This is a genomic window from Mesorhizobium sp. L2C084A000, assembly GCF_000502875.1.
In the GTDB taxonomy this organism is placed as follows: Bacteria; Pseudomonadota; Alphaproteobacteria; order Rhizobiales; family Rhizobiaceae; genus Mesorhizobium.
This window is the reverse complement of the sequence record NZ_AYWX01000009.1, coordinates 488,429-510,749: the sequence shown is the minus strand read 5'-3', so window position 1 is coordinate 510,749 and position 22,321 is coordinate 488,429. Positions and strand designations below refer to the sequence as shown.

Annotated in this window: 16 protein-coding genes; 6 read left to right on the top strand and 10 right to left on the bottom strand. The window is 63.6% G+C overall.

The genetic code is table 11. From position 1 onward, the window contains the following. From X735_RS145780 to X735_RS145795, 4 genes are all read left to right on the top strand, one after another. Entirely contained in the window at window positions 1-1,299 is a 1,299-nt protein-coding gene (locus tag X735_RS145780) for a cytosine deaminase (protein WP_023812352.1), read from the top strand. Then, window positions 1,299-2,702: an FAD-binding oxidoreductase gene (locus X735_RS145785; protein WP_031213523.1), complete on the top strand. Its 1,404-nt coding sequence runs from the start codon at window positions 1,299-1,301 to the stop codon at window positions 2,700-2,702. The genes X735_RS145780 and X735_RS145785 overlap by 1 nt, the downstream gene beginning before the upstream one ends. 205 nt (window positions 2,703-2,907) lie before the next feature. Then, window positions 2,908-3,489, top strand: coding sequence for an NAD(P)H-dependent oxidoreductase (locus tag X735_RS145790; RefSeq protein WP_023812350.1), 582 nt, complete (start codon window positions 2,908-2,910; stop codon window positions 3,487-3,489). Continuing rightward, complete coding sequence (locus X735_RS145795) at window positions 3,489-4,076, top strand: NAD(P)H-dependent oxidoreductase (RefSeq protein ID WP_023812349.1); 588 nt, start codon at window positions 3,489-3,491, stop codon at window positions 4,074-4,076. The genes X735_RS145790 and X735_RS145795 overlap by 1 nt, the downstream gene beginning before the upstream one ends. Window positions 4,077-4,177: 101 nt before the next feature. Here the strand turns inward: X735_RS145795 and X735_RS145800 are convergent, their stop codons facing one another. From X735_RS145800 to X735_RS145820, 5 genes are read right to left on the bottom strand one after another with little or no spacing between them, the layout of a single operon-like run. After that, window positions 4,178-6,628, bottom strand: coding sequence for an FAD-dependent oxidoreductase (locus X735_RS145800; RefSeq protein ID WP_023812348.1), 2,451 nt, complete (start codon window positions 6,626-6,628; stop codon window positions 4,178-4,180). Beyond that, window positions 6,625-7,806, bottom strand: coding sequence for a pyridoxal phosphate-dependent aminotransferase (locus X735_RS145805; protein ID WP_023812347.1), 1,182 nt, complete (start codon window positions 7,804-7,806; stop codon window positions 6,625-6,627). Before X735_RS145805 ends, X735_RS145800 begins: the two co-directional genes overlap by 4 nt. After that, entirely contained in the window at window positions 7,799-8,704 is a 906-nt protein-coding gene (locus X735_RS145810) for a homocysteine S-methyltransferase family protein (RefSeq protein WP_023812346.1), read from the bottom strand. The genes X735_RS145805 and X735_RS145810 overlap by 8 nt, the downstream gene beginning before the upstream one ends. Continuing rightward, window positions 8,701-11,154 (bottom strand): FAD-dependent oxidoreductase, encoded by a 2,454-nt coding sequence (locus tag X735_RS145815; RefSeq protein ID WP_023812345.1) that lies wholly within the window; start codon window positions 11,152-11,154, stop codon window positions 8,701-8,703. Before X735_RS145815 ends, X735_RS145810 begins: the two co-directional genes overlap by 4 nt. 20 nt (window positions 11,155-11,174) lie before the next feature. After that, window positions 11,175-11,717, bottom strand: coding sequence for an XRE family transcriptional regulator (locus X735_RS145820; protein WP_023812344.1), 543 nt, complete (start codon window positions 11,715-11,717; stop codon window positions 11,175-11,177). A gap of 225 nt (window positions 11,718-11,942) precedes the next feature. Between X735_RS145820 and X735_RS145825 the strand changes: the two genes are divergently transcribed. Next, complete coding sequence (locus X735_RS145825; RefSeq protein ID WP_023812343.1) at window positions 11,943-12,647, top strand: nitroreductase; 705 nt, start codon at window positions 11,943-11,945, stop codon at window positions 12,645-12,647. A gap of 11 nt (window positions 12,648-12,658) precedes the next feature. Here X735_RS145825 and X735_RS145830 read toward each other — a convergent pair whose 3' ends face one another. The 5 genes from X735_RS145830 to X735_RS145850 all read right to left on the bottom strand — a co-directional run bounded on the left by X735_RS145830 (window position 12,659) and on the right by X735_RS145850 (window position 19,461). Beyond that, window positions 12,659-14,101: an MFS transporter gene (locus X735_RS145830; RefSeq protein ID WP_023812342.1), complete on the bottom strand. Its 1,443-nt coding sequence runs from the start codon at window positions 14,099-14,101 to the stop codon at window positions 12,659-12,661. 168 nt (window positions 14,102-14,269) lie between these two features. After that, window positions 14,270-14,872 carry a sarcosine oxidase subunit gamma gene (locus tag X735_RS145835; RefSeq protein ID WP_023812340.1) on the bottom strand — a complete coding sequence of 201 codons (603 nt, stop codon included), beginning with the start codon at window positions 14,870-14,872 and terminating at the stop codon, window positions 14,270-14,272. Further along, window positions 14,865-17,873: a sarcosine oxidase subunit alpha gene (locus X735_RS145840; protein ID WP_023812339.1), complete on the bottom strand. Its 3,009-nt coding sequence runs from the start codon at window positions 17,871-17,873 to the stop codon at window positions 14,865-14,867. Before X735_RS145840 ends, X735_RS145835 begins: the two co-directional genes overlap by 8 nt. Next, window positions 17,870-18,184: a sarcosine oxidase subunit delta gene (locus tag X735_RS145845; RefSeq protein WP_023812338.1), complete on the bottom strand. Its 315-nt coding sequence runs from the start codon at window positions 18,182-18,184 to the stop codon at window positions 17,870-17,872. Before X735_RS145845 ends, X735_RS145840 begins: the two co-directional genes overlap by 4 nt. A 17-nt stretch (window positions 18,185-18,201) precedes the next feature. Continuing rightward, a complete protein-coding gene (locus X735_RS145850; RefSeq protein ID WP_023812337.1) occupies window positions 18,202-19,461 on the bottom strand; it encodes a sarcosine oxidase subunit beta in 1,260 nt (419 codons plus the stop codon). A gap of 256 nt (window positions 19,462-19,717) precedes the next feature. Between X735_RS145850 and X735_RS145855 the strand changes: the two genes are divergently transcribed. Then, window positions 19,718-22,204, top strand: coding sequence for a mechanosensitive ion channel family protein (locus X735_RS145855; protein WP_023812336.1), 2,487 nt, complete (start codon window positions 19,718-19,720; stop codon window positions 22,202-22,204). Window positions 22,205-22,321: the final 117 nt, after the last annotated feature.

Sequence of the window (22,321 nt, the reverse complement as noted above, 5' to 3'; positions counted from 1 at the left end):
TTGATTCCGAACACAGGTTCATACCGGCTCGCCAATGTCAGGCTTCACGCATCCCTGACCCCAGGCCTTGGCGCTGCTCTCGACAGGGATGGCTTTGCGCTTGCCGACGTCACTATCGCGGACGGCAAAATCGCAGGCATTGCCGCCCACGGTCGTGCAGCGCCTGCTGATGCCGTCGATCTTGGCGGCCGCATCGTGCTGCCATGCTTCGTCGACTGCCACACGCATATCGACAAGGGCCATATCTGGCCGCGAAAGCCCAATCCCGACGGCACGTTCTTGGGCGCGCTGAATGCCGCCGGCGCCGATCGTGTGGCACGCTGGAGCGCCGAGGACGTTGCGAAACGGATGGATTTCTCGCTGCGCTCAGCCTACGCCCATGGCACCAGGGCAATGCGCACGCATCTCGACAGTGTCGCGCCGCAGGAAGAAATCTCCTGGCCGGTGTTCGAGACGATGCGCGAGGCATGGCGCGGCCGCATCGAGTTGCAGGGCGCCTGTTTGCTCGGCATCGAAGGCGTACGCGACAAAAAGTGGTTCGACAGGCTGGCAAAGAGGGTTGCCGCGGCAAAGGGCGTGCTCGGTGTCGTCACCTATATGGTGCCGGACCTCGAAGAACTGCTCGACCATGTCTTCGCGCAAGCGATCAAGCATGGCCTCGATCTCGATTTCCATGCCGACGAGACCGATGACATCTCCGCCATATCGCTGAAGAAGATCGCCGAGGCCGCTCTTTGGAACGGTTTCGAAGGAAAGATCCTCGTCGGCCATTGCTGCTCGCTTGCGCGCCAGCCGGACCTCGACGTGCTCGACACGCTGGACAAGGTGGCGAAGGCAGGGCTAGCCGTCGTTTCATTGCCGATGTGCAATCTCTATTTGCAGGATCGGCGCGGCGACGGCACCACGCCGCGCTGGCGTGGTGTGACGCTGCTGCACGAAATGAAGGCGAGGGGCATTGCGGTTGCCGTCGCATCCGACAATACGCGTGACCCATTTTATGCCTATGGCGATCTCGACATGCTGGAGGTTTACCGCATGGCGACGCGCATCCTGCATTTGGACCATCCGGTCGCCGACTGGCCGCAAGCGGTCACCGCGACGCCGGCCAAGGTGATGCGGCTTGATGGCTTCGGCACGCTTGCCGCCGGCGGCGATGCCGATTTTGTCCTGTTCAAAGGCCGAAGCTGGACGGAATTGCTCTCGCGGCCCGAATCGGATCGCATCGTGGTGCGCGGCGGCAAGGCGATCGACCGGCAATTGCCCGACTATGCCGAACTCGACGAACTGATGGTGGAATGATGGACGTTTCGGCGCTCAAACGCGATCTTGACGGGCTCAAGGTCGACGACAATCCGGCCATCGTCCAGCAGAAGAGCCGTGACTTCTACTGGTACAGCCCGGTGCTGAAGCAGCAACTGGACCATGTCACCGGCGATCTGATCGTGACGCCGAAGAACGAGGCCGAACTGATCCGCGTGCTTGCCGCCTGTCATCGCCATGGCGTGCCGGTGACACCGCGCGGCAGCGGCACCGGCAATTACGGCCAGGCGATGCCGCTCTCCGGCGGCGTCGTGCTCAACCTTGCCGAGATGAACGAGATCAAGTCGATCGCCCCGGGTCGCGTCGTGACCGGACCGGGGGCCATTCTGGCCGATATCGACAAGGCAACGCGAGCGCATTCCGGGCAGGAACTCCGGCTATCGCCCTCTACCTACAACACCGCTTCGATCGGCGGCTTCATCGCCGGCGGTTCGGGCGGCGTCGGCTCGATCAATTTCGGTGGCCTGCGTGATTTCGGCAATGTGCTCCGGCTGCGCGTGGTGACCATGGAGGCCGAGCCGAAAGCGCTCGAACTCACCGGCGAGGATCTGCACAAGGTGACCCATGCCTACGGCACCAACGGCATCATATCGGAGGTCGAGATGCCGCTGACCGCGGCTTATGAATGGATCGACGTCATCGTCGGCTTCGACGCTTTCATGGATGCGGCCCGCTATGGAAATGCACTGGCGTGCCAGGACGGTATCCTGACCAAGCTGATCACGCCGATAGCGGCACCCGTGCCACAGCTTTATTTCAAGCGGCACCAGAAATTCCTGCAGCAGGGGCAGAGCATCTGCGTCGTCATGGTGGCGCGGCATGGGCTGGACGCTTTACTGGCCTTCACCGGCCGGGCCGGTGGCGAGGTGATCTACAATGCCGCAACCGCAACGCTGGACGAAAAGAAGGGGCTGCCGCCGGCCTATGAGCTGGCCTGGAACCACACGACGCTGAGGGCGCTGCGCGTCGATCCTTCGATTACCTATCTGCAGTCGCTCTATCCCTTTCCCAACCAGCTCGCGTTGGTCGAAAAGATGGACAAGATGTTTCCGGGCGAGGTTTTCTCGCATCTGGAATTCGTGCGGCTGGACGGCAACATCACCTGCTTCGGCCTGCCGCTGGTCAAGTTCACCAGCGAGGCTCGGCTCGACGAGATCGTGCGCCTGCATGAGGAGAATGGCTGCCCGATCTTCAACCCGCATCGCTACACGCTGGAAGAGGGCGGCATGAAGCAGACCGACGCGGTGCAGCTCGCCTTCAAGCGCGAGACCGATCCGCAAGGCCTGCTCAACCCCGGCAAGATGATCGCCTGGGAGAACCCGGACTACGACTACCGTTCGGGTCGGACTTTTTTGTTCAAGGGGCTGCAGAGAGTGGGATGAGGAGAGGTTTGCGCTTGAGTACCCCCCTCTGTCCTGCCGGACATCTCCCCCGCAAGGGGGGAGATTGGCAGCCTTTGAGTCGCGACCATTCTGCGGCGTCGACAGTTAGCGAAAGCGATACGGCAGTCCGATCTCCCCCCTTGCGGGGGAGATGCCCGGCAGGGCAGAGGGGGGTGCCTCGCACTGACCTAGGGGATATTCCCCTGTGAACATCCTCGTCCTTTACGCCCATCCGGTCGAGACCAGCTTCAATGCCGGCCTGCACCGCATGATCGTAGAGCGGTTGACGGCGGCGGGCCATACGGTCGATGACTGCGACCTCTACGCGGAGGATTTCGATCCGCGGATGACGCGGCAGGAAAGGCTGGACTACCACAATCCGCGCGGCGCCGCTGACGCTGCCGCACCTTATGTCGAACGCCTGCTGCGAGCCGATGCGCTGGTGCTTTCCTATCCAGTCTGGAACTATGGCTTTCCAGCGATACTGAAAGGCTTTTTCGATCGCGTCTTCCTTCCCGGCGTGTCGTTCAAGCTGGTCGACGGCATGGCGCAGCCGTCGCTGCACAACATACGCAAGGTTGCGGCGGTGACCACTTATGGCGGCAGCCGGTTCCGCGCCATGCTGATGGGCGATCCGCCGCGCAAACTGATCAAGCGCATGCTGCGCGCCACCGTCAAACCGGGCGCGCCGGTGACCTACCTCGCGCACTACGCGATGAATCTCTCGACCGATGACACACGGCGGAAATTCATTGCCAAGGTCGCGGCCAGCATGGATGCCTTCTGATGCGTGCGCTGGTGGTCTACTGCCATCCGGTGCCCGACAGCTTCTGTGCGGCCATTCGCGACAGCGCCGTCGAGGTGCTGATGCGACGAGGCTGGGAGGTGCGGCTGCTCGACCTCTACGCCGATAAATTCGACCCGGTGATGGGTTGCGACGAGCGACGCTCCTACAATGACCAGGCGCCGCAGGACCCGGCGCTGAAGCCGCATTTCGAGCTGCTCAACTGGGCCGAAGCGATCCTGTTTGTATATCCGACCTGGTGGTACGGACTGCCGGCGATGCTGAAGGGCTGGCTCGACCGGGTGTGGGCGACGGACGTCGCCTTCAAGCTGCCGGCCGGCAAGGGGCGGATCAAGTCGCTGATGACGCATGTGACCAAGGTCGGTGTCATCACCACCTGCGGCGCCCCGACCTGGTGGAGCGTCGTCGTCGGCCAGCCGGGACGCAAGACCCTGCTGCGCGGCATGCGGGCGCTGTGCGCGACGCGCTGCCGGACGTTTTTCCTGGCGCACTATTTGATGGATGCCTCGACGCCGGCAACAAGGGCGGCGTTTCTGGCGAAGGTGCGGGCAAAGCTGGAGCGGTTTTGAGAAGCGGGGTCTCGTAGGGCGCTATCCCCACCCCGTCCCGCAATCTCCGCTCTGCTCCGACCGCGAGCCGACCCTCCCCACAAGGGGGAGGGTAAGAGGCGCTACATCTTCACCCGCTCGGCCTTCGGATCATACATCGGCTTCAGCGAGGCTTCCGCCGCAAAGCGCTCGCCGGCGATCTCGATTTCGTAGGATGAAGCCAGCACATCCGCTTCGCTCTCGCCCTCGGATGGCACATAGCCTAGCCCGACCGCGCCGCCGAGATGATGGCCGTAATTGCCTGAAGTGATCGGGCCGACGATCTTGCCGTCGCGCAGGATCGCTTCGTTGTGGAAGAGCAGGGGCTCTGGATCCTTCAGGCGGAACTGGACGAGCCGGCGTGACAGGCCGGCTTCCTTCTTGCGCAGCACGGCATCGCGGCCGATGAAGTCGCCCTTGGCGGTCTTCACCGCGAAGCCAAGGCCGGCTTCCAGCACATTGTCTTCATCGGTGATGTCGTGGCCGAAATGCCTGAAGGCCTTTTCGATGCGGCAGGAATCCAGCGTGTGCAGGCCGCAGAGCTTCAGGCCGCCTTCGGCGCCGGCCTCATCGATCGCCTCGAAGACATGAGCCGCCTGGTCGGTCGAGACATAGAGTTCCCAGCCGAGTTCGCCGACATAGGTGACGCGGTGGGCGCGGGCCAGGCCCATGCCGATCTCGATTTCCTGGAACGTGCCGAACGGATTTTTATCATTGGAAAAATCGTTGGGGCTGACCTTCTGGATCAGCTTTCTTGCGTCCGGGCCCATCAGGCAGAGCACGCTTTCGGCCGCCGTCACGTCGGTGACGACGACGAACTCGTCGGCGACGTGCTTGCGCAGCCAAGCCAGGTCGCGCTGCAGCGTGGCGCCGGGGACGACGAGGAAGAAAGCCGTTTCCGACAGCCGCGAAACCGTCAGGTCGCTCTCGATGCCGCCGCGCTGGTTGAGCATCTGGGTGTAGACGATCTTGCCCGGCGCGACGTCCATGTCGTTGGCGCACAGTCTTTGCAGGAAAGCGCTGGCGTCGCGGCCCTCGACACGGATTTTGCCGAAGGAGGTCATGTCGAACAGGCCGACGCCATTCCTGACCGCGAGGTGTTCTTCCCGCTGGTTGTCGAACCAGTTCTGGCGCTTCCAGGAATAGCGGTATTCGCGCTCCTGGCCCTCGCGAGCGAACCAGTTGGCGCGCTCCCAGCCGGCGACTTCGCCGAACACGGCGCCGCGCACCTTCAGATGCTCGTGCAGCGGCGAACGCCTGACATTCCTCGAGGTCGCCATCTGCCGATAAGGGAAATGGTCGGCATAGAGCAGGCCGAGCGTTTCGGAGACGCGTTCCTTGAGATAGCGCCGGTTCTTCTGGAACGGCTGGGCGCGGCGGATGTCGACTTCCCACAGGTCGAACGGGGCTTCGCCGTCATTGATCCACTGCGCCAGCGCCATGCCGGCGCCGCCGGAGGAGACGATGCCGATCGAGTTGTAGCCGGTCGCCATCCAGTAGCCGGACAGCTCCGGCGCCTCGCCGAGATAGTAGCGGTCGTCGGGCGTAAAACTCTCAGGACCGTTGAAGAAGGTGTGGATGCCGGCGGTTGCCAGCATCGGCATGCGGTTGACGCCCATTTCGAGGATCGGCTCGAAATGCTCCATGTCCTCCGGCAACTGGTCGAAGCAGAAATCCTCGCGGATGCCGTCCATGCCCCAGGGTTTTGCCACCGGCTCGAAGGCGCCCAGCATCATCTTGCCGGCGTCCTCCTTGTAGTAGGCGCACTCGTCCGGCACCCGCAGCACCGGCAGACGGGTGAGGCCGGGGATCGGTTCGGTGACGAGGTAAAAATGCTCGCAGGCATGCAGCGGGATGGTGACGCCGTTCTGCGCTCCCAGTTCGCGCGCCCACATGCCGGCGCAGTTGACGACGATGTCGGCTTCGATCGTGCCTTGGTCTTCGCCCTGTGCCCAGGACACGCCGCTGACGCGGCCGGCCTTGGTATGGACCTTGGTGACCTTCACATTCTCGACGATGGTGGCGCCGCGCTGGCGCGCGCCCTTGGCCAGCGCCATGGCGATGTTGGCGGGGTCGCACTGGCCGTCGAGCGGCAGATGAACGGCGCCGACGACATCGGAAACATTGAGATGCGGGTACATCTCGCTGACTTCCCTGGGCGAAATCTCGCGCACGTCGACATCGAAGGCACGCGCCAGCGACGCTTGCCTGTAGATCTCGTGCTTGCGCTCCTCGGTCAGCGCCACGGTGATCGAACCGACCTGGCGCATGCCGGTGCCGACCTCCGTCTCGGCCTCCAGCTTGACGTAGAGGTCGGCGGAATATTTCGCCAGCCGGGTCATGTTCTGCGAACCGCGCAACTGGCCGATCAGGCCGGCGGCGTGCCATGTCGTGCCCGACGTCAGCTGTTTGCGTTCGAGAAGCACGATATCGGTCCAGCCGAGCTTGGCCAGGTGATAGGCGACCGAACAGCCGGAAACGCCGCCGCCGATGATGACCGCTTTTGCTTTGGCGGGAACTGCCTTGGCGGTCATGCTGCCTCGCGACGGTAGCTGGAAGCAAAGCGGCGCAGACGACGTGCAGCTTCCCGCAGCACGGGTTCGGGCTGGCAGAGGCTGATGCGAATGTGGCCGGCGGCCGCCTCGCCGAAGCTGGAGCCGGGCATCACGCCAACCTTTTCGTTGTCGAGCAGGGCCCAGGCGAATTTCTCGTCGTCCGGTTCGACGGCCGAGATGTCGAGCATGACATACATGCCGCCCTCCGAACCGCGCACGGTGACATCGTTCATGCCGCGCACGGCATCGAGCAAGACGGTGCGGCGTGCCGCGTAACGTTCGGCGATCTCCTTGACGCCGTAACGGTTCTCCAGCGCCTCGGAACAAGCGATCGAGATGAAGGCCGGCAGGCCGTAGGTCGTCACCAGATTGAGATTGATCATGAGTGTGATCATCTCCTCCGGCCCATTCAGCCAGCCCATGCGCCAGCCGGTCATGCCGTGGCTCTTCGACATCGAATTGATGACCAGCGTGCGCTCGGCCATACCTGGCAGCGAGCGCGGCGAGACGTGCTCGCCGCCGCCGAGCGTCCAGTAGACTTCGTCCGACAGCAGCCAGAGGTCGTGCTCCCGGCAGACTTCTGCCAACTGCTCCAGCCGCTCGCGCGAATAGACAGCACCTGTCGGATTGTTCGGCGTGTTGATCAGGATGGCGCGCGTGTTCGGCCGGATTGCCGCGCGGATCATGTCGGCACGCGGCTGGAAGCCATCCTCGGCCGGTGTCTCAACGACGGTGAAATCAGCGCCTGCGGCGCTGAACGTGTTGGGATAGGTGGCATAATAGGGCGCCACGACGATGGCGTGATCGCCCTGGTCGAGCACGCCCTGCACGGCGGCGTAGAGTGCGGCCTGGCCACCCGGTGTGGCGATCACCTGATCCGGCGACGTCTCGACGCCGGTGCAGGCGGTCGAGGCCGCCGCCATCGCCCTGCGCAGGCGCGGCAAGCCGGGAAGCGGGGTGTAGTGATGATTGCTGCCGCGAACCGCGGTCACACAGGCTTCGATCGTCTGCGAGGGCGTGTCGAAATCATGGTCGCCAACCGACAGCATGATGATGTCTTCGCCGGCCTCCTTGCGCGTCCAGGCGGCGAAATGGACTTCCCAGCCGTCCTTGCCCGAAGGCACGATGCCGGAAATACGCGATGATGGTCTAGGCATGCAAAACTCCCGAAATTTCGTAGCCGGCCTGTTCGAGCCGGTCGCGCAGGGCGGCGATGTGCGGCGGTCCGACTTCGCAGCAGCCGCCAACGATGCTTGCCCCAGCCTCGACCCAGCCGATCGCCTGGTCGGCATAGGCATCCGGGCCAAGGTCGTGACGGGCGTGCAGCACATCGACGGTGCCGCCGTGCTTGAGTGCTTCGGTTGAAGTGAAGCCATTGGCGTAGGCGCCGACCGGGCCGCCGAGGTCGATCAGTTCAGGCAAAGCCGCGGCGATTGCTTCCGGCCGGCAGCAATTGACCAGCCGCGCGGCGACTGCCAGGCCATCGAGCGCGCCTGCCGCGGCGGCTATTGTCTCGCCGCTGCGCAGCCGTGGCTTGCCGTGGTCGGCCAGCGTCCACGACACCCATACCGGCTTGCCGCTTTCCGATGCCGCGGTGACCGCCGCGCGGGCTTCGTCCGCCGACGCCATGGTTTCACACAGGAACAGGTCGACGCCATCGGCCTGCTCGGCAACGATGCGGCGGTAAATATCGAGCGTGTCCTCGAAGGAAATGGTCAGTGCCGGTGCATAGCTGCCGAAAAGCGGCGACAGGCAGCCGGCGATGGCTGCATCGCCGGCCTCGTCGCGGGCCTGCCTGGCCAATTCGATGCCGCGCTTCTGCAATGGCTTGAAGAGGTCTTCCGCGCCCTCGCGCGCCAGGCGTTCGGGTGTCGCAGAATAGGTGTTGATGGTGATGACACGTGCGCCGGCACGGATGAATTCCGCGTGCAGGTCGCGCACCAAATCGGGTTCGTCGATCAGCACCCTGGCCGACCAAAGCGGTGTCGGCTCGGATTTGCTGCGGCGGACCAGTTCCTGGCCCATCCCGCCATCGGTGAGGATGATTTTCTTCATGCGCGCAGCCTTTCGTTCTTCGGATCCCACAGCGGTTCATCCTTCTGCACGATCGCCTGAAAGCGGTCACCGAAGATTTCGACCTCGACTGATGTACCTGGTTCGGCCAGGTCGGCGCGCAGCATGCCGAGTGCGATCGACTTGTCGATGCGATGACCCCAGCCGCCCGACGTCGTCTCGCCGACGATCTTGCCGTCATGCCAGAGTGTAGAAACTGACGGAGCGTCGCAATCGCCGGGGTTTTCCACCACCAGCGTGACGAAGCGCTTCTTCACGCCTTGCTGCTTTTCGTTCTGGAGTGCCGCCTTGCCGCGGAAGTCGGGCTTGTCCCATTTGACGAAGCGCTCCAACCCGCCCTGCAGGATCGAATAGTCGGTCGACAGGTCGCCCTTCCAGGTGCGGTAGCCTTTTTCGAGCCTGAGCGAATCCAGCGCATACATGCCGAACGGCTTCAGCCCATGCTGTTGTCCCGCCGCGCAGATGGCATCGAAGATGGCGGCGGTGTCGTCGATCCTGGTGTGGATTTCCCAGCCGAGTTCGCCGGCGAAGGAGACGCGCACGAGCTTGGCCCAGCGGCCGGCGATCTTCGTTTCCTGATGCGTCAGCCACGGCAAAGCGAGGTCGGCTTCGCAGACATCGGCGAGGATTTTTCGCGAGTTGGGGCCGGCCAGGATCTGGGTGGAAAATTCCTCGGTCCGGTCGATCAGCTTGAACGGGGCGTCCTTGGGCAGGCGCGATTTCAGCCATTCGAAATCATGCCATTGGGCGACCGCCGCGGTGATCAACGTCATCACGTTCTCGTCGTGGCGCACGACGGACATTTCGGTGACGATGCGGCCCTTGTCGTCGGCAAAATAGACGAGACCGATGCGGCCGGGTTTTGGCACCAGCCCGGTGACCTGCAGGCTCAGCCATTCGGCAGCGCCCGGACCCTCGAGGTTGAAGCGCGAGAAACCCGGCAGGTCCAAAATGCCGGCGGCATCGCGCACCGCCAGGCATTCATCGCGCACGCGATGATGCCACGGTCCGTCGCGGCGGAAGGTCAGCGTCGCTTCCTCTGAAATATCATCGCCCTCTTGCGCATACCAGGTGGCGCGCTCCCAGCCATTATAGGCGTCGAAGCGGCCGCCGAGCGCCTTGATGCGATCGTGGATCGGCGACAGCTTGCGGTCGCGGCCTTCCGGCCAGGCATGGCGCGGGAACTGGATGGCGTATTCGTTGCCGTAGATCTCCATGCCCTTGGCGACGCAATAGTCCGGCGCCGCGGCAAAGGAGGTGAAGCGGCGCGGGTCGCATGACCACATGTCCCATTCGGTCTGGCCCTCTGTCACCCATTCGGCCAGCACCTTGCCGGCACCGCCGCCCTGGGCGATGCCGAAGGTGAAGACGCAGGCCTCGAAGGCATTGGGAACGCCGGGCATCGGGCCGATCAGCGGATTGCCGTCCGGCGTGTAGGGGATCGGGCCATTGATGACCTTGGACAGGCCGGCGGTGCCCAGGATCGGCACGCGGGCGACGGCGTCGGCCAGATAATGTTCGAGCCGGTCGAGATCGTCGGGGAACAGCTGGAAGGAAAAATCCTCCGGCATCGGGTCGTTGTGGGTGGCCCAATGCGCGCGGCAATTGCGCTCATAGGGGCCGAGATTCATGCCGTTCTTCTCCTGGCGAAGATAGTAGGAGGTGTCGACGTCGCGCAGCAGCGGCAGTTTCTTCCCCTGTTCCTTCGACCATGCCGCCAGTTCGGGAATCTCCTCGAACAAAATGTACTGATGGCTCATCACCATCATCGGCACGTCGCGGCCGAACATCCGGCCGACTTCGGCGGCGCGGTAGCCGGCGGCATTGACGACGATCTCGCAGCGGATCTCACCTTGTGCCGTCTCGACCACCCATTCGTCGTTCTCACGGCGCACGCCTGTGACCGGGCAGAAGCGGATGATCTTCGCGCCCATGTCGCGCGCACCCTTGGCCAGCGCCTGGGTGAGCTGCGCCGGATCGATGTCGCCGTCGCTCGGGTCGTAGAGCGCGCCTTTCAGGTCATGCGTCTCGATGAAGGGATAGCGACGCTGGATCTCGTCGACACCGACAATGTCGATGTCCATGCCCTGGTAGAGGCCCATGCCCTTGGCGCGCTGAAATTCCTGCATGCGCTCTTTCGTGTGGGCAAGGCGCAGCGAGCCGGTGACGTGATAGTTCATGGGATAGTCGACCGCGTCGGCCAGCCCGCGATAAAGCTCGGTCGAATAGCGCTGCATGTTCATCAGCGACCAGGACGAGGAGAAAGTCGGCACGTTGCCAGCGGCATGCCAGGTCGAGCCCGAAGTCAGCTCGTTCTTTTCCAAGAGCACGCAGTCGGTCCAGCCCGCCTTGGCGAGATGGTAGAGCGAGGAGGTGCCGACGGCACCGCCTCCGATGATCACCACGCGCGCCGTGCTCGGCAAACCCGCCATGTTCTTCTCCAAACTTGAACTCAATAGACGGGTGGTGAAACCACCCAGATGACAATTGCCGGCTCGGCACCCGGATTGCGCCAGCGGTAGGGCTTGCCTTCGAAGCGAAAGGAGTCGCCCTCGCCAAGCCGATGCCAGACACCTCCGATCTCGATGTCGAACAGTCCGGACGCGACGTATCCGGCTTCCTCGGTCGGCCGCTGCGCCTCGGCCTTCAGTTCCGCGCCCGGCGCGAAGACCGAACGCACCATCTCGAAGCTACCGCCGAGATCGGGCGACAGAAGCTCCTCCACCAGGCCGGATTCGCTTGTGCCAAGCGTGCGGCGCCTGCCGGCACGCACGACCACGCCGCGCTCGCTTTCGACAGGCACGTCATGGCTGAAGAACAGGCTGATCGGCACGCCGAACAGTTCGGCGAAGGCTCGGAGGTCACCGAGCGATGGAATCGACAGGCCGCGCTCGACCTGGCTGACCCAGCCGACCGAACGGCCAAGCTTCAGGCCGATCTCGGCGAGCGTCAGCCCGCGCGCCTTGCGCAGGGCCCTGATATCGCCGGCCAGCACGCGTTCGTCAGGTCCCTGCAATGTTCTTGCGGTAGTCGAAGGCAAAACGCTCTCTTCATGAAAAAATACCGTCAAATTTCATGAGAAATCAAGCTCATGAAAAAATCAAGTAGATTTTCACGGATGCACAAGATTTGCTTGCGCGATTTTGACGGTTCATGCAAAGGCTCCGCCGAGAGCGGCGAGTGGGGACGTCCGATCGAGACAAAGGGTAAGGGACGGCCCATGCTGGAAAATAACCCCCGAATCGCGGGCGATGCCGAGATTGTCGACGAGGCGATCCTGTCGCGCCGTTCGGTGCGCGCATTCCTGCCCGACATGGTCGACGACGACACCATCCGCGCCATTCTGGCGGTTGCGGCGCGCGCCCCATCCGGCACCAACATGCAGCCATGGAAAGTCTATGTCACCAAGGGCGAGAGCAAGCAGCGGATATCAGACGCCATTCTCAATTCCGGCATTCGCGCCGAAAAAGCCGATTGGGACGAGTACCGGTATTATCCCACCCAGTTCTTCGAGCCGTATCTGACCCGCCGCCGCGCCAACGGTTTCGGCCTCTATGGCGCGCTCGGCATTGGTCGCCGCGAGGTCGACAAGATGCGCGCCCAGCACGACCGCAACTTCGTCTTCTTCGACGCTCCGGTCGGCATGATCTTCACCATCGACCGCCGCCTCAACCAGGGCTCGTGGATCGACTACGGCATGTTCCTGCAGAACATCATGGTCGCAGCTAGAGGCAGGGGTCTGCACACCTGTCCGCAGGCGGCCTTCGCGCCCTATCACCGGCAGATCAGGCCGGTGCTCGACATTCCGGACGAAGAGATCGTCGTCTGCGGCATGGCGGTTGGTTACGAAGATACGTCAAAGCCTGAAAACGCCTTCCGCACCGACCGCGTGCCGCTGGAAGAGTGGGTGACGTTCAGCGAGTAAGCCAGCCAGCTTCATTCCGTGTTCATCTGTGCGCCGTGGCCGCTGACATGGACGCCGTCTTGCGGCGTCAGCTTGAGGTAGGCAAGCAGCGCGCAGAGCGTGATGACGCCCTCGATCACGAACAGGATGCGAAAGTCGTCGGCGACGGCAGGGCCGCCGCCCGCCAGAAACGACAGTGCCGCGGCGGCCAGGCCAACGCTGATCGCCACTGCCAGCTGCCATAATATGTAATAGAGCGCGCTGAAACGGGCGAGCTGCTCGGGCGCGATGTCGGAATAGGCGAGGTTGCCGGTCGAGGCCCATTGCGCGGAGCGGAAGACGCCGAAGACGAAGATGTAGGTGAGCACGATCCATACCGGCGTCGTCGCCTGCATCAGCGCGAAGCCGGCAACCAGGGCGGCGACGATGGGCGTGTTGTAGACCAGCACGCGGCGAAAGCCGAAACGGTTGAGGACACGCGGCATGAAGAACCGCATGGCCACGGAGCCGACCGCGGCGACGAAGGTCAGCGATCCCGCCTGAACCGCGCTCATGCCGAAGCCGAGCTGGAACATCAGCGGCAGCAGGAAGACGACGGAGCTGAGGCCGATCGTGTCCAGCCCGCCACCGGTGAGGAACGAAATGCGGAAGGTACGGATGCGCAACAGCTTGAGATCGAGCAGCGGATTGCGCACGCGCAGGCAGTAGAACGAGGCGATGGTCAGGATAACGAGCGCCAGCGCCAGTTCGGCGGCGATGATGCCGCCCGCGGCATCCTTGGCGGCAAGCGAATCCATGCCGAAGACCAGCAGGACCATGCCGCTGCCGACCAGCAGGAAGCCCGGAAAATCGAACGGCGTGCGCACCGGCTTGGTCATCGTCGGAAACAGCGAGGCGGCAAGAATTGCCGCAGCCAGCGCGAACGGCACGTTGATGAAGAAGATCCAGCGCCAGGAAATGTAGGTGGTCAGCGCGCCGCCGACGAGCGGACCGACCAACGGTCCGGACTGGCCGGCCAGCGAGATGTACATGTTGATCTTCAGCGTTCGGCTGCGCGGAAAGGTCGACAGGATGACGACCTGGCCGAGCGTGCCCATCAAGGCGCCGCCAAAGCCTTGCAGCGCGCGGGCGCCGACCAGCGTCCAGATGTTGTCGGACAGCCCGCAGAGCGCCGACGAGGCGGCGAACACCAGCAAGGCAAAGCAGTAGACGTTGCGCAGTCCGAAGCGGTCGGCGGCCCAGCCGCCAAGCGGCATCGAGATGATCAGGCTGGCGACATAGACGGTAATCAAGAGGCCGAGCTGGCTGGGCGGACGCCCGAGGCTTTCGCTGATGCCCGGCAGCGCGGTCACCACGACATTCTGGTCGAGGCTGGTCATGAACACGCCGCAGGCGACCGTTAGCGGCAGCAGGAGCAAGGCTCTGGCCGGCACATCGGCGCAATCCGTGGCGCCGGCGGATAGTTCTGCGGTCATGGAGATGTTCGAACCAAACGAATGTGCCGACTCTGAGACGGGATTTACCCCTTGGACCGGCCTGGCGGTCATGTTTCCAACCATGAGCGCCCGAGGCGCGATTCTCTAGCGGCAGAACCGGCTGGCGTTGATGCCAGAAGTGACGCGGCGCCCTGGCCGACAGGGCGCCTACTGCACCTCGTAGCCGACTTCCTCGCTGGCATGGCAGAGCGCCTTCCAGAACGAGCGTGCGAATGAGCGGAAGACATAGATGTCGAACTGGTCGGCGCCGGTGCGCTGGATCTGGGCGAAGATGTCGTGATGGGTGGTCGAGCGGCCGGCGCCGATGGGAAAGGCCGGCAGCGAAAAGTCGATGGCGAAGAATTTCGCCAGCACCCATTCAGCCTTAGGCCCGGCAATGCGGATGGCGGTGCGGCCATGTGAAAGATCGGTCACGGTGCCGATGGCCGGCGTTACCACTTTGGCAAAGGCGGGGGCCAACCCTTCGGCCTCGTCGGCGATAGTGAACTTTCCCGGCGCGAAGCCGAACACCGATTTCACGCCGTCGCTCAAGCCGCCGCCTGCGCCATCGGGCAGAGCAAGCCCGGTGACGGTGCGGATGGCTGCTATCAGCTTCTTCTCCTCGCCGGGCCACGCTGCCAGCTGCACGATCGAGCCAGGCCGCGTCTCGGTCAGGATGATCTCGACGCCATGCTCGAAATTGCCGTGTGAGCCGACGTGAAATTCCGGTTCGAGTGGCGACAAGGGTTCGGGTGACTGGCGCTCAACCATGCATGCGGCTCCCGTCCGGATCGAAGAAGTGGTTGGAGACGATCTCGACCGGTCCAAAGCGGTTGCGCAAGGGATCGGAGACATGGGCGCGCGTGCCCTGCCGTGCCTTGCCGCCCTTGACCAGCGCCAGCGCGATATGCTTGCCGAGCGCCGGCGAATAGCAGCAGGCGGTGATATGGCCGATGGAGTCGTGCGGATTGGCTTCGTCAACCTCCTCGACGATGTGGGCGCCACCGTTGAGTGGCCGGTTATCGAGGGCGATCAGGCCGACCAGTTCAAGGCGGTCCGATGCGATCAAGCCTTCGCGGTCCATCATCGCCGAGCCGATGAAAGGCTTCTTCTTCGACAGCATCCAGTCGAGATGCAGGTCGCGTGCCGTGGTGCGGCCGTCGATCTCGGCGCCGGTGACATGGCCCTTTTCGATGCGCATGGTGCCCAGTGCCTCGAGCCCATAGGTGGCCAGCCCGAACGGCTTGCCGGCTTCAATAAGCGCTTCCCAGACATGGGTGCCGTGGCCGGCGCCGGAATAGACTTCGAAGGCCATTTCACCGGAGAAGGACAGCCGGCAAATCATCACCGGCACGCCTGCTATATCGCCACGCACGATGCCCATGAAGGGCAAGGCGGCGTTGTCGACCGACGTGCCGGTGACACAGGCGGCGAGGATCTGCCTGGCCTTCGGCCCGCCGATCGCGGCACCCGCCCATTCGTCGGTCACCGAGGTCACGTGGACTTTCAGCTCCGGCCAGATCACGTCGAGGAAATACTCCAGATGCTGCATCACCTTGCCGGCATTGGCCGTGGTGGTGGTCATCAGGAAATCCTGATCGCCGAGCCGCCAAGTGGTGCCGTCGTCGAAGGCTAGGCCGTCCTCGCGCAGCATCAGCCCGTAGCGTGCCTTGCCGGCGGCGAGCGTCGAAAACATGTTGGTGTAGACGCGGTCGAGGAATGCGGCGGCGTCAGGGCCTTGCACGGCAATCTTGCCCAGCGTCGAGACATCGACGATCCCTGCGCTTTCGCGCGTCGCCTTGGCTTCGCGCACATAGGCCTGCTCGACCGTCTCGCCGGCATGACCGTAGATCATCGGCCGGTACCAGAGGCCGGCGGAATACATCGTCGCGCCACTGGCCAGATGCCAGTCATGCATCGGAGTCAGCCGCTCGGGCTTCAGGTCGCCAAAACGCTCGGCCGCCAGCGAGCCGATCGACACCGGTGCAAAGGGCGGCCGGAAGCGCGTCGTGCCGACCTCGGGGATCGGCTTGCCCAGCGCTTCGGCCATGATTGCGAGGCCAGGCACGTTGGAACTCTTGCCCTGGTCGGTCGCCATGCCGAGCGTGGTGTAGCGTTTCAGATGCTCGACCGAGACGAAGCCCTCGCGGTGGGCCAGCCGCACGTCCTCAGCCGTGACGTCGTGCTGGAAATCGACAAAGCTCTTGCCCTTGGCCCTGATCTCGAACACCGGGGCGGGATCGGGATCGCCGGGCACTGCTTCGACGGTCGGCAGCATGGACGGTGTGCTCTGCCCGCCGGCGGCGGCGAGGCCGGCGGCGCGGCCTTCGGCGATGGCTTCGGTGGTGGAAAAACTGCCGGTGAAGGCACCGGCGCCGATCCATTGCTGTGGGGGCCACTTTTGTGTCGGCTTCGGCGGCAGAAAGGCTTGCCGGGCGGCGTTCCATTCCGCCTTGGCACCGGCCTGGCTGGCCAGATGGATGGTCGGCGACCAGCCGCCCGACATCAGCAGGCAATCGGCATGGATGCTGCGTGCATCACCGATGAGCGTGCCGTTGGTCATGTCGAAGCGCTGCAGTTTGAGGCCGGACAGCGCCTTGCCGCCTTCGGTGGCGACGACGGCATGGCCAGCGAAGATCTCGGCCTCGGCTTCCGCGGCCAGCTTGCGCATCTCCGGCGAAAGTTCCGGCCTGACATCGGCGATGGCGACGACCGCGGCACCGGCCTTCTTCAAGGCGACCGCCGCCCGATAGGCGCTGTCATTGTTGGTGAACAGTGCGATCCGCTCGCCCGGCAGCACGCCGAATTCGTTGGCGTAGCGCTCGGCGGCATGCGCCAGCATCACACCGGGCCTGTCATTGCCGGGGAAGACCAGCGGCCGCTCGAACGCACCAGTGGCCAGGACCACGGATTTGGCGCGGATCGCCCAATAGCGATGGCGCGGCTCGCCCTTGCCTGGCTGATCCTTATGGTCGCTGACCCGTTCGAGCGCGGCAAGCGTGTTGTTGTCGTAGTAACCCCAGACCGTGGTGCGCGGCAAAAGGCGGACATTGTCTCGGCCTTCGAGCTGGGCGACCGTGCGACGGGCCCAATCGGCGGCAGGCGCGCCGTCGATCGTTTCATCGGACCAGTTGGCCGAACCGCCGAAACGCGGCTCGAGATCGGCCAGCATGACGCGGGCGCCCTGATCGGCGGCAGCCTTGGCGGCCATCAGGCCGGCGGGGCCGGAGCCGACCACCAGCACGTCGCAAAAGGCGTTCATGCGTTCGTAGCGGGCCGGGTCCTTTGCCGATCCGGCGCTGCCGAGGCCGGCGGCGCGACGGATGAAGTGTTCGCAGAACATCCAGAAGCGCGTGCCTTTGAGCGGACCGAACACCGGTCCCATGAAGGTCTTGTAGTAGAACCCGGCCGACAGGATCTTGCCGCCGAGCTGGTTGACGGCGTTGATGTCCCAGGCAAGCGAGGGAAAGCGGTTCTGGCTGATGGCAACCAGGCCGTCATGGATCTCGACCATGGTCGCTGGGATGTTGGGTTCACGAACCTCGCCCTTCAGCACCGTCACCAGCGCGTTGGGTTCCTCGACGCCGGCTGTGAGCAGGCCGCGCGGGCGGTGGTATTTGAACGAACGTCCGTAAAGCGTGACGCCCTTGGCCAGCAGGGCTGACGCCAGCGTGTCGCCGGCATGGCCGGTGTAGGCCGCGCCATCGAAGGTGAAGCGGATGGTTTTCAGCCGGTCGATGCGGCCGCCGGTGTCGGTGCGGCGCGGGCTCATGACTTGTCCTCCGCCTTGCGGCGCGCGGCGGAGCCATGATCGCCGCGCCCTTGATGATCACCGCGCACAAAAGCAACGCTGGAAATCTCATGCGTCAGCGTGTTGCGCACGACGCGCAGATGCGTGCGGCAACCGCCGGAATGCTGCCAGATCTCGTTGTGATCCCCGGCCGGGTTCAGCCTGTCATAGACATAGGCGTTCCACGCCTCGAAATTCTGCGAGGCGGGGTCGGGGCGCTCACGGTTGCCGTCACCCTGATAGGTGAACTCGATGACGTCGCGCGGGCCGCAATAGGGGCAAGTGATCAACATTGAACTCTACCTAATGCCTAATGCAGCCGCGGGTTTGCACCCTGGCCCTTGTCGTCGATCACCAGGCCGCGGTGGAAGCGGTCGAGGGTGAAGGGGGCGTTGAGATCGTGCGGCTGGTCCTTGGCGATGGTCCAGGCGAAGCACCAGCCGGAAGCCGGCGTCGCCTTGAAGCCGCCATAGCACCAGCCGCAGTTGAGATACATGCCGGGCAGGGGGCCGGTGGTGATGATCGGCGAGCCGTCCATCGACATGTCGCAAACACCGCCCCAGGAGCGCAGCATGCGCACGCGCGCAAGGCCCGGAAACAGCGCCAGCATTTCGCTCATCACCTCGTCGACGACGGGCAAATTGCCGCGCTGGGCGTAGCTGTTGTAGCCGTCGATGTCGCCGCCATAGATGAGGCCGCCCTTGTCCGACTGCGACATGTAGAAATGGCCCATGCCGAAGGTGACGACCGTGTCGATGAAGGGTTTCAGCGATTCGGTGACGAAGGCCTGCAGCACATGGCTCTCGATCGGCATTGTCTCGATACCGGCAAGCTGCATGACACGCCCGGTGCTGCCGGCGACCGCAACGGCCACCTTCCTGGCGCGGATGTCGCCACGGGACGTCGTCACGCCTGAAATGCGGTCGCCGTCGCGCAGGAAGCCGGTGACCTCGCAGTTTTCGATGATGTCGACGCCGCGACGGTCGGCGCCGCGCGCATAGCCCCAGGCCACCGCATCATGGCGGGCGGTGCCGGCGCGTCGCTGCATCAGGCCGCCAACCACCGGAAAGCGCGCGCTGTCGGAGATGTCGAGCGCCGGAATCAGACGTTTGATCTCAGCCTTCGTCATCAGTTCGGCATCGACGCCGAGATGGCGCATGGCATTGCCGCGTCTTGCATAGTCGTCGAACTGGGCCGGCGTGTGCGCCAGGTTCAGGCAGCCGCGCTGCGAGAACATGACATTGTAGTTGAGCTCGTGCGAAAGGTTTTCCCACAGCTTCATCGAGTGTTCGTAGAAGCGGGTGTTGGCCGGCAGCAGATAGTTCGAGCGCACCGCCGTTGTGTTGCGGCCGACATTGCCGGAGCCGAGCCAGCCCTTTTCCACAACGGCGACATTGGTGATGCCGTGTTCCTTGGCAAGATAATAGGCGGTCGCCAGCCCATGACCGCCGCCGCCGATGATGATGACGTCATAGGACGCCTTCGGGTCCGGCTTGCGCCATGCCGGCTTCCAATCCTTGTTTCCCTTGAGCGCGTTCGCGAGCAGCGAAAAGGCCGAGTACTCTGCCATTGATGTCATCCGGTTCGGGCGATGCGGCAGACTATAGAGCAGGCCGCACCGGCAAAGCCAATATTGCGCCATCGCCTTTCGACTGGCCGACGCATCGGTCAGGGGATCAATGGGGTCTGGGCTCAATGAGAGTCAGGATCAGTGAGGTCAATGATCGGATGAGTCCGCGATGCGACGGCTTGCCCCATGATAGGGCCGTCTTTATCAAGGACAGGCTTTCAAATTGCCTTCGCCGCCGATGAGTCGCCAACAAATCATGCTTTTCCGATTGCTTCGTCTCATTTTGATCCTCACGCTTGTCGTCTCGGCGCCGCTGTCGTTCGATGCGGTGGCACAGGGGCTTGGCCAGGCGCCTGCCGGACTGGTCGCCGACCAGCAGAAGATCATCCAGGCGCTGACGACCAAGACCGACAATTTCGAGAAGCAGATACAGCAGGACGGCGAGGAGGATAGCAGCCTTGTCGATATCCGCTTGCAACTCGAGGAGCTGTCGCGGCAATCGCTGAACAGCGCACTGGCCTTCCGTACGCGTCTTGGCGAGATCAACAGCCGTCTTGAGCAGCTTGGCGCGGCACCTGCCGCGGGTCAGCCGCCGGAGCCCGACATCGTCAGCGGCGAACGCGAGGCGCTGGTGTCGGAAAAGGCGGAGATCAATGCCGTCATTGCGCAAGCCCAATCGCTTTCGATCCGCATCAGCGGGCTGATCGACAAGATCGGCAACATGCGCAGCGAGCTGTTCCGCAATGTGCTCACCAAGCGCTATGTGCTGTCCGACGCGCTCAGCCCGCAGGTCTTTTCGGACGCCAGGGACGAATTCGGCAATTTCTACAAAGCGGTGTCGTCATGGCTAAGCTTCGCTTTCAAGTTCAAGTTCCAGGCCATTCTGGCGGCAACCTTCGTGGCGCTCGGGCTGGCGCTGGTGCTGCTGGTCGGTGGCCGGCGCCTGTTCGGGCGCGTGTTCGAAGCCGACCCTGCCAATGAGGATCCATCCTATCTCAGCCGCTTGTCGGTGGCCTTCTGGTCGACCTTGCTGCCGACGCTGGCGGTTGGCGTGTTCTTGGCCTCCACGGTGTTCTTTTTCAACTATTACAATGTGTTGCGTGGCGACATCGGCCTCTTCCTGAATGCGCTCGCGGCCGTCATCGGGGTGGTGTTCTGCGTCAACCGATTGACCAATGCGGCGCTCGAGCCGCGGCTGCCGAATTGGCGCCTTATCCCCGTCGAGACAGGTCCGGCGCGCTGGCTGGTGCGGCTGACGACCGCCATGGCCGTGGTCATCGGCGTCAATTATTTCCTGTCGGTCATCAACGACAAAATGGGCTCGCCGCTGTCGCTGACCATCGCCCGCAGTTTCGGCGCCACCATCATCGTCGGCGTCATCCTGATCCTGATGGCGATGCTGAGGCCGTTCAAGGCGCGTGACGGAAGCTGGCGGCCTTGGCCGGCATGGCTGCGCTATACGGCGCTTGCGCTCGGTCTTTTCACCATCGTCGCGGCGCTGCTCGGTTACATCGGCCTTGCTCTGTTCGTTTCGTTGCAGGTCGTCGTTACCGGCACCGTGCTGATCACCGCCTATATCGGCTTCCTGTCGGCGCAGGCGATCGGCGAGGAGGGTGCTTTCGCCAACACGACCGTCGGGCGCTGGCTGTCGGCCAAATCCAGCTACGAGGATACAGCCCTCGACCAGCTCGGCCTTGTCGTCAGCGTTGCCATCAATGTGATGATCGTGCTGGTGTTCCTGCCGTTGATCCTGCTGATGTGGGGTTTCCAGCCCGGCGATATCCAGGCCTGGGCCTACAAGCTCGCAACCGGGATCAACATCGGCTCGGTGACGATCTCGGTCACCGGCATCCTCTCCGGCATCGTCGTCTTCGTCATAGGCTATTTCCTGACACGCTGGTTCCAGGGCTGGCTCGACGGTTCCGTGATGGCGCGTGGCAAGGTCGATACCGGCGTGCGCAACTCGATCCGGCTGGCGGTCGGCTATGCCGGCGTCGCGCTCGCGGCACTGGTCGGCATCTCGGCGGCGGGCATCGACCTGTCCAGCCTGGCGCTGGTCGCCGGCGCTCTTTCCCTCGGTATCGGCTTTGGCCTGCAGAACGTGGTGTCTAATTTCGTTTCCGGCCTGATCCTGTTGGCCGAACGGCCGTTCAAGGTGGGCGACTGGATCGTTGCCGGCGATGTCAGCGGCACAGTCAAGAAGATCAGCGTGCGCGCCACCGAGATCGAAACCTTCCAGCGGCAATCGGTGATCCTGCCCAACTCGAACCTGATCAACAATGCCGTCGGCAACTGGACGCACCGCAACAAGCTCGGCCGCATCGACATCAAGGTCGGCGTCGCCTATGGCAGCGACGTCAAGCAGGTTCATGCCGTCCTGCTGGAGATCGCCCGCAGCCACCCGATGGTGCTGAAGAACCCCGAACCCTTCGTGCTGTTTTCCAATTTCGGCCCTGCCGCCCTGGAATTCGAGATCCGCGTGTTCCTGGCCGATGTGATGAACGGCAACATCGCGCAGAACGACATCCGTTTTGCCGTGCTTGAAAAATTCAGCAGCGAACACATCGAGATGCCCTCGACGCCACGCGCCGTGGTCGAGGCCCACAAGCCCAAGGCCTGGCCGACAGACGACGACAAGATCGAGGCCGACTTCGCCGAACAGGAGCAGGTGAAGGCCGAAGCCGAGGCGGAGAAGAAGCGACTAGTCAAGTCCCGCAAAACCAGGAAGCCAGATCCGGACTAGGCTGGGAATCGGTGGGTCTCAACCATCGAAAGCCGATTGCGGCATGAATGGGGCATTCAGTTGCGGTTCAGCTTCCATCTCATATAAGCTCCATGCAAAGGCGAAAATGCCTTGCGA